This window comes from Micrococcus sp. EYE_212 (assembly GCF_023147585.1).
Lineage (GTDB): Bacteria > Actinomycetota > Actinomycetes > Actinomycetales > Micrococcaceae > Micrococcus.
On record NZ_JAHXOZ010000001.1, the window covers coordinates 273,140 to 286,904 of the forward strand.

Genomic DNA, 13,765 nt, shown 5'->3' on the forward strand with positions numbered 1-13,765 from the left:
TGCGACATGGGTCAGGCGCCCGTGGACACCTTGTCGATGGCCTGGTTGAACAGGTCCTGCAGAGCAGGGCCGGCGATCAGCAGGAGGCCCGCCACCAGGACGGCGGACATCAGGGTGATCATGACCCAGCCCGGCACGTCGCCGCGGTCGTCACGGACGTCGGTGGGGATGAAGCTCTGCAGTGCGGTGACCAGGGCGGCGAAGGCGTGGTGGTGGTTCATGGTTCCCTCCTCGGGATGGCGGGCATGGCCCGGTGCGGTGCGATGGGGTCGTCTGGGCGGATGGCTGGCGGGTGGGGGCTATTCAGTTGTGGGTCTTCAGAAGCCCAGACGCATCAGCGAGATGCCCGGGAAGACGGCGAAGATGACGGTGAGCGGCAGGATGCCGAAGACGAGCGGCACCATCATCTGGATCTCTTTGCGGCCTGCGGCCTCCATGAGCTCACGGCGGCCCATCTCGCGGACGTCCTGGGCCTGGGCACGCAGGACGTCGGCCAGCGGAGTGCCGCGGTCGAGGGCGATGAGGACACCCCCGATGAAGCGCTCGATGGGCGGCAGCTGGACTCGGCGAGCGGTGGCCTTCAGGGCCGCGGCGAGGGAGGCGCCCGCACGCATGTCCGCGAGCGCCCGTTCGAACTCGCCGGCCAACTCGCCTCGTGCACTGGTCGCGATCCGCTCCAGAGCCCCCGCCGCGCTCTCTCCCGCACCGACGGAGAGTGCGAACAGCTCCGCCACGGAGGGGAACTCCGTGAGGATGGCGGTGCGGCGACGGGTGATCTGCACGGAGAGGAGTTGGTCCCGCAGCAGGTGACCAGCCAGCGCACCCACGACCACGAAGGCGAGCCCCGAGAGCGCCGGAATCCGGCCGGACGCCGCCAGCAGGACGGCGACGACGGTCGCCAGGGCCGCGCCTGCGCAGGTGCACAGGACCTGCTGCGCCCGGTAGTCGGCCGGTGTCAGCTCGGATCCTGCCGCCTCGAGCTTGTGGGCAAGCGCTTCCCCCGCCGGAATGAAGCGCTGCAGCCGGCCCATCACCGTACCCATGACGGGATCGAGGATCCGACCCCAGGCACCCCACGGCGAGGTGGCCGCACCCTCCTCCTGCAGCAGGCGCGAGGCAGGGGTGTGGTGGCGCAGCTGCGGGGCCACGCGCTCCACCAGACTCGGACGCCACCCCAGCGGCTGGGTGGCGACGATGAGCCAGAGCCCGGTCCCGAGTGTCAGCCCCAGGACGCCGCCCCAGACGAGAAGAACGCTCACGCCAGCACCCTTCTCTCACGTGGCAGCGCCCCGATGCGCAGCATGACCTGGTAGCAGACCACGGAGACGACGAGGCCGATGAGGAGCACGACTCCGCCGGTCACCGACTGGTAGGCGGCAACGGCCATGGGCTGGGTCCCGAGCAGGACGAGCACGATCCACGGCGCGCAGACGGCCAGGCGGGCCGCGTTCACCGTCCAGGACTGCCGTGCCTCCAGCTCAGCCCGGATACGTGCGTCCTGCCGCAGGAACTCGGAGAGGGTCTGCAACAGCACGCCGATGTCTGCGCCACCGACCTCCCGGGTCAGGCGCAGCGAGACGACGAGCCGGTCTGCCACGGGGTCCGCCATGCGCACCTTCAGCCTCTCGAGGGCGTCGAGGAACCGAGCACCCGAACGGTAGTCCCGGGCGAACGCCAAGAAGGGTTCGCGCAGCCCCTCGGGGCCGGAGTCACCCAGCTGGATGAGGGCTTCCGGGAGGGTCAGGCCGGCCCGGATGGCGGACCGGGCATGGTCGATCGCGTCCGGCCAGAGCTCCCGCAGGGCGATGCTCCTGCGCCGGGCCTGCCAGGTCAGGAGGAGCCAGGGCACGGCGCCGCCGAACAGGCCGAAGCACGCCGCGATGGTCCATGCCCGGGTCACGGCGAAGACGAGCAGGGCGGCGATCAGCGCTCCCGCCGTCATCGCGGACACCACGCCGGCCGGGGACAGCCCGGAGACACCGGACTGGGCGATCAGCACGCGCAGCCGCGAATCGGAGCTCACGCGAGGCGTGCCGGAGGCGGGCTCCGCCCACACCGACCACCACACGAGGAAGAGGCCCACACCCAGTGCCAGACCGCACACCACGGCCATCAGCGCAGCTCCAGGAGCTCGTGCACGTCGACCCCGTGCCGGTCTAACGCCTCGAACTCGAGACTGGCCGCCGGATTCACCTCGAGGTCGCCCTCGCGGTCCCGGCGGAACAGGATCGACGTCTCGATGACCCCTTCCTCCACGCGGGACCCGACGCTGAGGATCTCCCGGACCCGCCGGCGGCCCTCGCGATCCCGCTCGCAGTGGACCACCAGGTCGATGCAGGTGGCCACGGTCGGGACCACGAAGCTGCGGGAGATGTTCTCCCCGGCGAGCAGGGGCAGGGTGCACAGCTTGGTGAGGGCGTCGGAGGCCGAGTTGGCATGGATCGTGCACATGCCCGCCAGACCCGAGTTCAAGGCGACGAGCATGTCGAGCGCCTCAGCCTCGCGGACCTCGCCCACGATCAGGCGGTCCGGCCGCATGCGCAGGGCCTCCTTCACAAGGCGACGAAGCGGGATCTCGCCATGGCCCTCCAGGTTGGGCTGGCGGCACTGCAGCCCCACGACGTCGCGCACCGGGATCTGCAGCTCGAAGATCTCCTCCACGGTGATGACGCGCTCCCTCGGCCCGATGGAGGCCGCCAGGCAGTTCAGCAGCGTCGTCTTGCCCGCCTGGGTGGCCCCCGAGACGAGGACGTTCATGCCCGCGTCCACGGCGGCGTCGAGGAAGCGCGCCGCGGAGGCAGAGAGCGAGCCGGAGCGAACGAGGTCGTCCAGACGTCTCGTTCGGCTGATGAACTTGCGGATGTTGACGGCCCAGTGCCGCCGAGTGATGTCCGGGATGGCCACATGCAGGCGCGAGCCGTCGGGCAACGAGGCGTCCACGAACGGCATCGAGAGGTCCAGTCGCCTCCCGGTCGTCTTCAGCATCACCTCGACGAGATCCCGGACCTCTTCCTCGGTGAGGACGAGGCCGGTCAGCTCCGAGCGTCCGGCGCGGGCGCAGTAGACCTGGTCGGGGGCGTTCAGCCAGATCTCCTCCACTCCGGGGTCGTCCATCAGCCGCTGGAGGGGTCCGAGACCGGCGATGCAGTCATAGAGGTCCTGTCTCGCCTGGCCGGCATCGTCCAGCGGCGGCAGGGAGCTCACCAGCGAGCGGGACTCGTAGTCCGAGACCGCCTCGTGGATCAGCAGCCGGACGCGTTCGCCCTCCCGTTGCGGATCGACACCCTGACGACGGACGACTTCTCTGACCTCGTCCTCGAGTATGCGCACGGCATCCATGCATCCTCCTGTGCCCGTTTGAAGCGCCATCCCCCGGCGCCGCACCGCATGTCGTGATCGAACCTATCTCCCCGACTCGGATGGGTTCCATGGGGTTCCCCAAGCTGTGGACAACTGTTCATCGGACGTCTTCCCGGGGCAGGTTCTCCACAGTGAGGGACACCCCGTCGCGTCCGCATCGCCTCAGCTGTCATCCTGGCCGCGGCGTCAGCCCGGCGCCCCTGGACACCGGCCCCGAGAGGATCCGTCATGACCTGGACCGTGCGCCTCCTGGGCGAGTCCGGGGACGACGACGTCTGGGTCGTCTCCGACCTTCCCGCCGACCCCGCACGGCAGGACGACGAGGTCCGCCGCCGCTTCCCCGCAGGCTCGCTCCGCCGCGGCCGTTCCGCATCCGGCGCCCTCACCTACGTCGTCCGTCCGGCCGGCGCGGGCCCGGCCCGACGCGCCCCCGGGCCTGAACTGAGCATCCTGTCGGAGGACGGACCGGACGCGGGGCGGATCGCTCCCGTCTCGCCGGCCGGAGTCTCGGCGGGGCGCGGCACGGGCGACCTCCTCCTGGACGACCCGACCGCGCCCGCCCGCCCCACTCGGTTCGCCCTCGCGGCCGCCGGGCTCACGGTGCGACGGCCTGGCCGCTCGACGCCTGAGCAGTGGAACGGGCTGGAGCCCCTGCTCGTGGGCCGATGCTCCCTCGGAACGATGCGCGGGCCACAGCGTCCCCTGGACCCGCCCCGCGAGGTGGCGGCGGCCGTCGTCGACCTCGGCAGTCCCCCGGGCGAGCAGGCGATGCTGCTGCCGCTCCTCATGGCTGCCGGGCCGATCGTCATCGGCCTCGTGCTCGCCCTGACCAGCGGAAGCGGGCTCTTCCTGCTGTTCGGCCTGATGTCGGTCCTGACGGTCGGGACCATGATCGGCCTGCAACGACGTGCCCGGCGCGAGCACGCCCGTGCCCTGCGCGGCCGAGCCTCGGAGCTGGCCGCCCGTCGCTCGGGCCAGGTGCCGTGCCCGGGGCAGGTCACCCGTGCCGCGCGGTCGCGCTCCGCGGATCGCTTCGGGGTCTCAGGGCAGGGGCAGGACGCAGCCTGCGTCCTCCGCTGGGGGACGGGCATGGGGCCGTTTCCGCTGTCCCGGCCGGAGGCCGCGCGGCAATGGCAGGAGGCCGTCGTCGTGTCACAGCCCGCCCTCTCGACCCTGGCCGACGAGGGGAGCATCACGGTGACCGGTGCACGGCGTCCCCTCGACGCCGCGGCCCGGTGGGCGCTCTTCCAGCTCCTGCGCCACGCCGTGGCCGCTGGACTGACGCTCACGGTCACCACGCCCCACGGCAGGGAGTGCTGGTGGCGGGGCGGGGCGGCCGCACGCGAGCTGCACCTCGGTCTGCCGGCTTCGGACTGGGTCGCGCCGACGCGGGCACGATGGCTTGAGGCGCTGGGCCGGGCCGACGTCGCTCCGCCACCCTCCGCGGATCCGCAGCGCCCGGTGGCCGAGGTGCGGTTCAGCGCTGAGGCCGAGGATCCGTCCGTCCCCTCCGTGCCTGGGGATCGTCTCGACCTCACTGCCCGTTCCCTCCACCACGCCGGGGACGGGACCACGCTGGCCGACGTCGAGATGACGGGCATCTCCCCCGCGACCCTCACGTGGTGGCTCCTGGAGCTGGCCGACGACGTCGTCGGCCTCGGACTCCTCTCGGGGACGACGGCGGCACCGCCGTTGCGCCCGCCGCCGCAGGTGGGGACGCTCTCGGCGGTCGACGGGGTCCGCGCGCCCGTGACGACGGGCGATCCCGCGCGTCCGGCCGCGGGAGGGCCGTCGGCCACGGGCGGGCTGTGGCTGGATCTCGCGGCCGACGGGCCCCACATCCTGGTCGCCGGGACGACGGGCTCGGGGAAGTCCGACCTGTTGCTGTCCCTGCTCGTGGGTCTGAGCGCGCACCACCCTCCGGCCGAGCTCGCCTTCATCCTGCTGGACTTCAAGGGCGGGGCATCCTTCGGGCATCTGGCCGCCCTTCCGCACACCATGAGCGTGGAGACGAACCACGTGGGCGCCGCCTCGCTGCGCGCCCTCTCGGCGATCAGCGCTGAGCTGAGGCGACGCGAGGCGCTCTTCGCGGGGCTCGGGGTGAGCGACTACCCCGCCTTCCGCCGTCGCCGTCCGGACGTGGCGCTGCCTCGCCTGGTGGTGGCGGTCGACGAGCTGCAGGTCCTCATGGACGACCACCCCGACGCCGGTGCGGTGCTCCAGCGCCTCGCCGCGACCGGGCGGTCCCTCGGATTCCACCTGCTGCTCGCGACGCAGCGGGCGACGGGTGCAGTCAGCGGGGACATCCGCTCCAACCTGGGCGCCACGATCGCCCTGCGCACGGCCACGGAGCAGGAGTCCTGGGACCTCGTCGGCTCGCGGGACGCCTTCCGCCTGGACGCCTCCCGCCCCGGATCGGCCATCCTCGCCCGGGCGGGCCGCGCGCCCGTCGCGTTCCGTGCCTCGCAGTGGGCGGTGGCTGCCGCCGAACCCGTGTGGCGGCGGGCGGGCGAGGAGGCCGTGCCGGCCGCCACCGCCGCTTCGTGGGAGGCCGTCGTGGAGCACGTGAGGGACGCGTACGCGCAGGGATGCTGGCCGACACCGGCGCCGGTGGTCTCTCCCGCCCTCCCGGGAGTGTGGGCCCCCGACCGCTCGAGCAGGCGGGGCCGCGACGCTCTCGCCCTCATCGACGACGCGTCCCGCGCACGGCACGTGGCGTGGCGCTGGCCGCACGGCTCCGCGGGGAACACGGCATGGATCGCGGAGGCGGCCGGCGGCCGCGAGCTGATCCTGGAGTCCGTCCTCGACGTGGCCGCGCGTGGGCCGGGCGGCGTGCTCGTGCTCGACGGCTCCGGAGAGACGGGTCACCCGGGCCTGCCCCATGGCCACACCGTCCTCACCCCCGACGGGGGCGACGAGGCCGCCCAGGCTGCCGTCACGGCGCTCGACGCGCTCGCCGATCACGGCGGCACCGCGGTGGTCACCGGGTGGGCCGGCTGGGCAGGTCTCCGGGTGGGCGAGACGTACCGGTCCTTCGATGAGGAGCTGCACCACTGGCTGGGCACCCAGCGGGGGAGACGGGTGCGGTTCGCGGCCCTGGGCGGCCGCGACCTCGCGACCTCACGCCTCCTGCTGCACCTCCCCCACCGGTTCTACGTGCCGGCGGGCACGAGCGGGGAGCACCGGCTCGTGTGGCCGAAGGTCATCGCGGTGGAGCCGCTTCCCGGCCGGGCCGTCTTCGTCTCCCCCGATCACCCGGAGCCCGGCATCCCCGCTCAGCTGTCCTTCCCCAGCAGAGAGCCCGCCCGCGGACCCGCTGCGGTGTCCGGCCCCGCGTCTACGCTGTGACCCATGGCTCAGATCATCCTCTTCCACCACGCCCTCGGCCTCACGGACGGTGTCCGCGACCTCGCCGAGAAGATCGCCTCCGGCGGCCACCAGGTGCACACCCCGGACCTCTTCGACGGCGCCGTGTTCGGCACCCCGCAGGAGGGCATCGCGCACGTGGAGAGGCTCGGCGGCTTCGACCGGATCGCGCTCGAGGGCATGCGCGTGGCCGCGGAGTTCCCGTCCGCGTCCGTCGTCGCCGGTGTCTCGATGGGCGTGGTCCCCGCCCACAAGGCGGCTCAGACCGTGCCCGCCTTCCGCGCGTGCATCGACATCTCCGGGTTCGTCCCGCTCACCGCGTTCGCCCCTCTGTGGCAGCCCCACACGGCCCTGCAGGTGCACCTCGCCTCCGAGGACGCCTGGGTCAGGGACGAGGACCTGCCGCTGGCCCGCTCGATCGCCGCGACGGATGAGAATCCGGACGCCCCCGCGGTGCTCTTCGAGTACGAGAGCGCGGAGCACCTCTTCATGGACTCCTCCACCTCCGGCTACGACGCCGACCTCACGGACGTGGTGGTCCGCCGCATCCACGAGCTGTTGGCGTGAACCTCTCCGCGCGCTCCGGAGCCCGGGCCCGCACGGGCGCCGGACGGACGGCGCTCGCCGCCCTGCTGCTGGCCGTGCCCGCCGCGGTGGGCTGGCTGTGGCTCGCCGTGCCGATCGACGGTGTCCTCCGGGTCTTCCTCCCCGTCCTCGGCTCGCTGGCCTCCCTCGCCGGGGCTGGGCTGCTGCTCACGGACGCACGGCGCCGAACGTGGGCCGCTGCCGTGCGCGTGGCGGACCTCGTCCTCGGCGGGCTCGGCGTGATCCTCACCCTCGCGTTCGGCGGGTCCTCCCTGTCCATGATCTCCACCCTCAGCGACGAAGGGTGGGACGCCGTCGGCTACGCCGCGGCCGCGTTCTCCGCCGCCGCCGCTCTCGTCGCGCTCGCCGCGGTCACGCTGCTGTTCACCATCGTGCGGCGCTGGTGGCCGGGCGACCTCACCCGCTGACCGCCGCCACCGCCGTGGTCAGCGCGCGGCACCCCGCCGTCGTCGGGTCAGCGTGGCCAGCGCGGCCACCGCCACGAGCACGAAGCCCACGAGGGCGGCGAACACGTAGCCGGCCGCCGGCGAGATCGCGTCGATGAAGACGCCCGCCACCGGCGCGCCGAGAGCGGCGCCCGCAGTCATGGCCGAGCCGTAGAAGCCCATCGCCTCGCCGCGGCGCTCCTCCACCACCAGGTTCGAGAGCCGCGAGGACGCAGCGGCCAGCGTGGGCGCCGTGAGCAGGCCCGAGGGGATCGAGGCGAGCGCCAGCGGCCACAGACCGTCCACGACCGCCATGGGCAGCGTGAACAGGGCGAACAGGGCCATGAGCAGGTACGGGTGGACCTGGCGCCCCCAAGCCCCGTAGAACAGGCCGCCGATCGCCGAGGCACCGCACCACAGCGCATACACCACGCCCACCGCGGCCGCCTGGCCGGCGCGCTCCAGCTCGGCCACCATGGACACCTCGGTGCCCACCATCACGATGCCCGCCGCCATGGACACCACGAGCACGCCCAGGGCCTCCGGGGTGACCCACGCGAAGTTCTTCTCCCGCCACAGCGCGAGCCGCTCCCGCCGCGTCAGGCCCGGGCGGGCCAGGGGCACCGGCTCGGAGCCGTCCTCCGCGATGCGGGGCATGGCGCCCGTGATGATCGGGATCGCTCCGGTCACCAGCGGCACGGTGCCCGTGGCGAGGTCCGGGGCGGTCATCTCCACGTGCATCGGCGCGCCGTGCACGGACTGGGCGACAGCCTGATCACGGTCCTCGGCCTCCGTGTACGGGTCGCCCGTGGCCGGCCCGACGACGGCCAGCTGGCTCGAGCGCGTCGGCGGGTTGAACCACATCAGCAGCAGGCCGCCAAGGGCGCTGGAGAGGCCCACGATGGTCAGCCCGAGCGCGCTGGACCACGTGGCGGCCACCACGGCGCCGAGGGCCGGGCCCATCATGAAGATGGTCTCAGTCACGATCGAGTCGAGGGCGAACGCCGTCTGGCGATCCTTGCCGTGGGTGAGCACGCCGAGGCCCTGGCGCACCACGGAGAAGATGGGCAGCGCGAACACGCCGCCGAGGAACACGGCCAGCAGCATCCAGGGGAAGGGCAGCCACGGCACGATCGGCCAGATGAGGGCCTCCGCCACCACGGACGGCAGCAGCGCCCGGCGCAGACCCTTGGCGTCGACCACGCGGCCGCGCCACGGAGCGCCGACGGCGATGCCCAGCGTCATGGCCGCCGCCGCGAGGCCGGCCTGGCCGTAGCCGAGGCCGAGCGTCAGCGCCACGTGCAGCGTGAGGATCACGCCGGCCGCCGTGTGGGGGAAGCGGGCGATGAAGCCCACCATCAGCAGATGGCGGATCCGAGGGTCCTGCAGCAACCGTCCGTACGCTCCGAAGTCCACCCCAGAAGCTTAGGGCTTCCGGTGTGTGGTGCAGTCCGGCTCACACCGGGCCTGCCGAGACCGCGCCCGCTCAGTTCTTCCGCTGGTCCTTCGCGCGCAGCAGGTCCAGGGCGATCGCCGTGCCCAGCACCGCGCAGCGCACCACGGGCGGCATCGCGGGGTCCACGGTGAGCTGGTACCGCGAGCGCCCCGCGAGAGCGTTCAGGAAGCCGGCGAACTCCGCCGTCACGCGGGCGATCTGCCGCTCCCCGGCCGCGAACGTGTAGTCGTAGTCGAACAGGTCGCCCGTCACGGAGAACCGCGTCCCGTCGACCACCTCCACGCTCACGGCGGTGCGGAAGAACGCGAACTCCCGGGCCACGTTGGCCAGCGGATACCCCTGCGCGTCGAACACCTGGAAGCGGTCCCGCCCGAAGGTCGCCGGGTCCTGCAGGTGGAAGAGGACGCGGCCGTCCTCCCCGTCCACCACGTCGAACTCGCGCGAGCCCATCAGCATGCGGCTCAAGCCCCCGCCTCGGGTCACCACCGTCGCCACGGTCTCCCCGTCGGGGCCGAGGATCGCCATGTCGTTGGAGTTCCACGTGGTCATCTGCTGCACCGTCACGGCGTTCACGTGCGCGAGGCGGCCTACGTCGAAGGTCCCGGTCATGCGACCAGTGTCCCGCCGTCGTCGTCCTCCCGGAATACCCCCGGCTCGGCACGCGTTGACGGATATGGTTCAGTTTTGAAAGACGACGAGGGGCCCGCCCCCTCGCCCGTCCGGCCCCGCCCCCTCGCCCGTCCGGCCCCGCCCCGCCCCGAAGGAGCAGCCCATGCAGTTCGGCGTCTTCACGATCGGTGACATCACCACCGATCCGACCACCGGCACCACCCCCACCGAGCACCAGCGCATCAAGGACACCGTGCGTATCGCGCGGCACGCCGAGCAGGCGGGCTTCGACGTGTTCGCCACGGGCCAGCACCACAACCCGCCGTTCGTGGCCCCGGGCAACCCGCCCACGCTGCTCGCGTACCTGGCGGCCGTGACGGAGAAGATCCAGCTCTCCACGGCGACCACGCTCATCACCACGATGGACCCGGTGCGCCTGGCCGAGGACTACGCGTACCTGCAGCACCTCGCCGACGGCCGCGTGGACCTCACCCTGGGCCGCGGCAACACCGGACCCGTGTACCCGTGGTTCGGCAAGGACATCCGCCAGGGCATCCAGCTCGCCGTAGAGAACTACCACCTCCTCTACCGCCTATGGCACGAGGAGACCGTTGACTGGAGCGGCAAGCACCGCACCCCGCTGCAGGACTTCACCCTCACGCCCCAGCCGCTCGACGGCGTGGCGCCCTTCGTGTGGCACGGCTCCATCCGCTCGCCCGAGATCGCCGAGCAGGCCGCCTACTACGGCGACGGCTTCTTCCACAACAACATCTTCTGGAACAAGGAGCACGTCATCCAGATGGTGCGCCTGTACCGCCAGCGCTTCGAGCACTACGGCCACGGCAAGGCACACCAGGCCTACGTGGGCCTCGGCGGCCAGGTCTACATGGCCAAGAACTCGCAGGACGCCGTCAAGGAGTTCCGCCCGTACTTCGACAACGCGCCGGTGTACGGCCACGGCCCCTCCCTCGAGGACTTCACCCGCCAGACCCCGCTGACCGTGGGCTCCCCGCAGGAGGTCATCGAGCGGACCCTCGGCTTCCGCGACTGGGTGGGCGACTATCAGCGTCAGATGTTCCTGATCGACCATGCGGGCCTGCCCACGGACACCGTCCTGAAGCAGATCGACATCCTGGGCGACGAGGTGCTCCCCGTGCTCCGCAGGGAGTTCGACGCCCTCACGCCGGCCGACGTGCCCGAGGCGCCCACCCACGCGTTCCTCGTCGAGCGCGCCCGTCGCGGCGAGGCGCCCGTCCCCGGCGGCGCCGAGGGCTCGGCCGCCCACGCGGAGCGGGAGTCCGGCCGATGAGCGCCGTCACCGGCCCGTTCACGCCCGAGACGCGGCACATCGCCGTCGTCTCCGGCGGCCTCGGGGAGTCGTCCCAGACCCGCATGCTCGCCGAGCGCCTCGCCGAGGCGGCCTCGAGCGCCCTCGCGGGCCGGGGCTCGGCCCCCGAGATCCACCTCATCACCCTGCGGGAGCTGGCGGTCGACGTCGCCCAGGCGCAGGTGACCGCCACCACCTCCCCGGCACTGCGCGCCGCGCTCGACGAGGTCGAGCAGGCCGACGCCGTCATCGCCGTCTCCCCCACCTTCAAGGCGTCCTATGCGGGCCTTTTCAAGGCCTTCTGGGACCTCGTGGACGACGACGCCGTGCGCGGCACCGCCGTGCTGCTCGGCGCGACCGGTGGCACCGCGCGGCACTCGCTCATGATCGACACCGCGATGCGGCCGCTCTTCTCCTACCTGCGCACGCGCATCATCCCCACGGCGGTGTTCGCCGCCTCGGACGACTGGGGCGAGGTGACCGGGGCCGCGGCGTCCATGCGGGACCACCCGCTGAGCGCGCGCATCGCGGCCGCAGGGAGGGACCTCGCCGAGGTCATGCTCCTGCGCCCCGCGCGGCCGCGCCGCGCGAAGGGCGAGGCAGAGCTGGAGGTGACTCCGTTTGACCAGCTCCTCAACCCCGGCGCCTGAGCCGGTTCCCGGCTCCGCCGACGCCACGACGTGGTACGGCTCCGCCCCCGAGGACCGCAGGCCTGAGGGTGCGGCCCAGCAGGCGTGGCGCGCGTACTTCGAGTCCACCCAGATGCTCTCCGAGCTGCTCGAGCGCGGACTGAAGCGGGACGCCGGGCTCTCGCTGGCCGACTACAACCTGCTGCTGCTCCTCTACGAGTCCCCCGATGGCCGCCTGCGCCTCGGAGAGCTCGCCGGGCGCATGGTCTTCTCCCCCTCGCGCATGACGTACCAGGTCAAGAGCCTCGTGGCCCGCGGCCTGATCGAGCGCCACCCCGCGGAACGGGACCGGCGCGGATTCGAGGCTGTGATCACGGACGAGGGCCGCCGCGCCTTCCGCCGCGCAGCCGTCCATCACGCGCGCGAGATCGACGACCTCTTCCTCAGCGCCCTGGAGCCCGGGGAGGCGGAGACCCTCGGCCGGGTGTTCTCCCGGCTCGGCCACCGCCTCGAGGGGCGGTGCTGACGCACCAGGCCCGGTGATCCTCGCGGAATCACCGGGCCCGGTGTGCTGCTGTGGCCGTGAAGCCGGACGGATCAGCCGATGCGCTGGCCGCCCAGGGTCACCACCGTGTCCGCGGGGGCGTCGGCGGAGCTGACCGCGATCACCTTCACGGAGCCGCCGGCGGGGACGTCCGCGGGGACGTTGATCCAGGCCATCGGCTGCACGGTGTGCAGCTGCATCTCGCCCAGCACGGCGCCGTCCGCGTCCAGGGCGTAGACCTTCATGTACTCGAAACGGCCCTCGTCCGTGGTGATCTGGGTGCGGGTGCCGCGGGCCACGCCCTCGGCGGCGGTGTAGGTCACCTCGGTGGTGAGGTGCGGGGCCGGCGTGGCCTTGGCGGGAGCGGAGGCCTTGGCCTTGGCCTTGGCCTTGGCGGGAGCGGAGGCCTTGGCCGGAGCCTCAGCCTTGGCCGCGGCGGGAGCCTTGGCGGCCTTCTTCTCCGCCGCAGCCTTCTTCTCGGCGACGGCCTTCTTCTCCGCGGCCGCCTTCGCCTCCTGCTTCGCGATCAGCTCGTCGGCGATCTCCTTCTGCTCCTCCGCCGGGATCGTCGTGACCTCGGACTCGGCCACAGGGGCCGCTCCGGCAGTGGGCATGTCGGCGGCGTGCTTCGGGGCGGGGCGCGCGGCGTGCTTGGGGGCGGGGCGGGGGGTCTTGCCGGACGTCGCCGAGGAGGCCTTGGCGGCGTCGAGGGCACGGGTCGACTCGATCGGGACCATGATCGAGGACATGGCCTTCGCGTCGCAGCTGACCGCCTCGCCGTCCTCGTCGAAGGTCACCGGCGCGACGCCCGAGATGACGCCCACCACGCGCTGCTGCGCGTCGTAGACCGCTCCGCCCGAGTCGCCGGGGTGGGTGGTGGCGGCGTCGAGGGCGACCTGGTCGGCATAGCCGTCGGCGCACACGGCGTCGCTGTCGAACGCGTGGGCATGGCTCAGGGAGTTGGGGTGGCCCATCGGGACGGAGGAGCCGTGCGTGTACACGGTCTCGCCCGCCTCCACGGAGGCGGCGGGCCGGGTGGCCCAGTCGCCGACCACGCGGACGTCCTCGGCCAGGCCGATGCGCACCAGGTCCACGCCGGACTCGCCGGGCAGGGCGGTGACGGTGCCGATGCGCGCGCCCTCGGCGGAGCGCACCGGGGAGCCGACCTCCCACACGGCCCCGCCGCAGTGGGCCGCGGTGTAGGCGGTGGACTCGTCCACGATGGTCAGGCTGCACGCCCCGGCCGGCGCCGAGAGCGCCGATCCCTGGGTGAGCGGGGTGGACGCGAGGGCGGGGCCGGCGGCGGCCACCGCCACGGCGCCCAGCGCGGCGGTGGCCGCGCCGGTCAGGGTTCTGCTTCTCATGACATCTCCTCCAGATGGATGCCTAGGACCGGCCGGAAGTGCACGGTCGTCCAGGGCGGGGCGGCCGAAACGGCGGCGC

The 13,765-nt window shown here is 72.8% G+C and carries 13 protein-coding genes; 6 read left to right on the plus strand and 7 right to left on the minus strand.

Annotated elements, in window-relative coordinates; genetic code table 11:
- Nucleotides 1-11: 11 nt before the first annotated feature.
- The 4 genes from KZX60_RS01280 to KZX60_RS01295 all read right to left on the minus strand — a co-directional run bounded on the left by KZX60_RS01280 (nt 12) and on the right by KZX60_RS01295 (nt 3,339).
- Nucleotides 12-221: a hypothetical protein gene (locus KZX60_RS01280; protein ID WP_248115217.1), complete on the minus strand. Its 210-nt coding sequence runs from the start codon at nt 219-221 to the stop codon at nt 12-14.
- Nucleotides 222-317: 96 nt separating this feature from the next.
- Complete coding sequence (locus tag KZX60_RS01285) at nt 318-1,259, minus strand: type II secretion system F family protein (RefSeq protein WP_248115218.1); 942 nt, start codon at nt 1,257-1,259, stop codon at nt 318-320.
- Nucleotides 1,256-2,113, minus strand: coding sequence for a type II secretion system F family protein (locus KZX60_RS01290; RefSeq protein WP_248115219.1), 858 nt, complete (start codon nt 2,111-2,113; stop codon nt 1,256-1,258). Before KZX60_RS01290 ends, KZX60_RS01285 begins: the two co-directional genes overlap by 4 nt.
- Nucleotides 2,113-3,339, minus strand: coding sequence for an ATPase, T2SS/T4P/T4SS family (locus tag KZX60_RS01295; protein WP_248115220.1), 1,227 nt, complete (start codon nt 3,337-3,339; stop codon nt 2,113-2,115). The genes KZX60_RS01290 and KZX60_RS01295 overlap by 1 nt, the downstream gene beginning before the upstream one ends.
- Before the next feature lie 249 nt (nt 3,340-3,588).
- Between KZX60_RS01295 and KZX60_RS01300 the strand changes: the two genes are divergently transcribed.
- Genes KZX60_RS01300 through KZX60_RS01310 form a run of 3 tightly spaced genes read left to right on the plus strand, consistent with a single transcriptional unit; the run spans nt 3,589 to nt 7,739 of the window.
- Nucleotides 3,589-6,708: an FtsK/SpoIIIE domain-containing protein gene (locus KZX60_RS01300; protein ID WP_248115221.1), complete on the plus strand. Its 3,120-nt coding sequence runs from the start codon at nt 3,589-3,591 to the stop codon at nt 6,706-6,708.
- A gap of 3 nt (nt 6,709-6,711) precedes the next feature.
- Nucleotides 6,712-7,293: a dienelactone hydrolase family protein gene (locus tag KZX60_RS01305; RefSeq protein ID WP_248115222.1), complete on the plus strand. Its 582-nt coding sequence runs from the start codon at nt 6,712-6,714 to the stop codon at nt 7,291-7,293.
- Nucleotides 7,290-7,739: a hypothetical protein gene (locus KZX60_RS01310; protein WP_248115223.1), complete on the plus strand. Its 450-nt coding sequence runs from the start codon at nt 7,290-7,292 to the stop codon at nt 7,737-7,739. The genes KZX60_RS01305 and KZX60_RS01310 overlap by 4 nt, the downstream gene beginning before the upstream one ends.
- A gap of 18 nt (nt 7,740-7,757) precedes the next feature.
- Here the strand turns inward: KZX60_RS01310 and KZX60_RS01315 are convergent, their stop codons facing one another.
- Both KZX60_RS01315 and KZX60_RS01320 read right to left on the minus strand, forming a co-directional pair.
- Nucleotides 7,758-9,173 carry an MFS transporter gene (locus tag KZX60_RS01315; RefSeq protein ID WP_248115224.1) on the minus strand — a complete coding sequence of 472 codons (1,416 nt, stop codon included), beginning with the start codon at nt 9,171-9,173 and terminating at the stop codon, nt 7,758-7,760.
- 70 nt (nt 9,174-9,243) lie between these two features.
- On the minus strand, nt 9,244-9,822 hold the full coding sequence (locus KZX60_RS01320; protein WP_248115225.1) for a hypothetical protein: 579 nt from the start codon (nt 9,820-9,822) through the stop codon (nt 9,244-9,246).
- A gap of 163 nt (nt 9,823-9,985) precedes the next feature.
- Between KZX60_RS01320 and KZX60_RS01325 the strand changes: the two genes are divergently transcribed.
- From KZX60_RS01325 to KZX60_RS01335, 3 genes are read left to right on the plus strand one after another with little or no spacing between them, the layout of a single operon-like run.
- Nucleotides 9,986-11,131 carry an LLM class flavin-dependent oxidoreductase gene (locus KZX60_RS01325; protein ID WP_248115226.1) on the plus strand — a complete coding sequence of 382 codons (1,146 nt, stop codon included), beginning with the start codon at nt 9,986-9,988 and terminating at the stop codon, nt 11,129-11,131.
- Nucleotides 11,128-11,799, plus strand: coding sequence for a CE1759 family FMN reductase (locus KZX60_RS01330; RefSeq protein WP_248115227.1), 672 nt, complete (start codon nt 11,128-11,130; stop codon nt 11,797-11,799). The genes KZX60_RS01325 and KZX60_RS01330 overlap by 4 nt, the downstream gene beginning before the upstream one ends.
- Nucleotides 11,771-12,304, plus strand: a complete 534-nt coding sequence (locus KZX60_RS01335; protein ID WP_248115228.1) for a MarR family transcriptional regulator — start codon at nt 11,771-11,773, stop codon at nt 12,302-12,304. The genes KZX60_RS01330 and KZX60_RS01335 overlap by 29 nt, the downstream gene beginning before the upstream one ends.
- A gap of 71 nt (nt 12,305-12,375) precedes the next feature.
- Here the strand turns inward: KZX60_RS01335 and KZX60_RS01340 are convergent, their stop codons facing one another.
- Entirely contained in the window at nt 12,376-13,686 is a 1,311-nt protein-coding gene (locus tag KZX60_RS01340; protein ID WP_248115229.1) for a trypsin-like serine protease, read from the minus strand.
- Between the last annotated feature and the right edge of the window lie 79 nt (nt 13,687-13,765).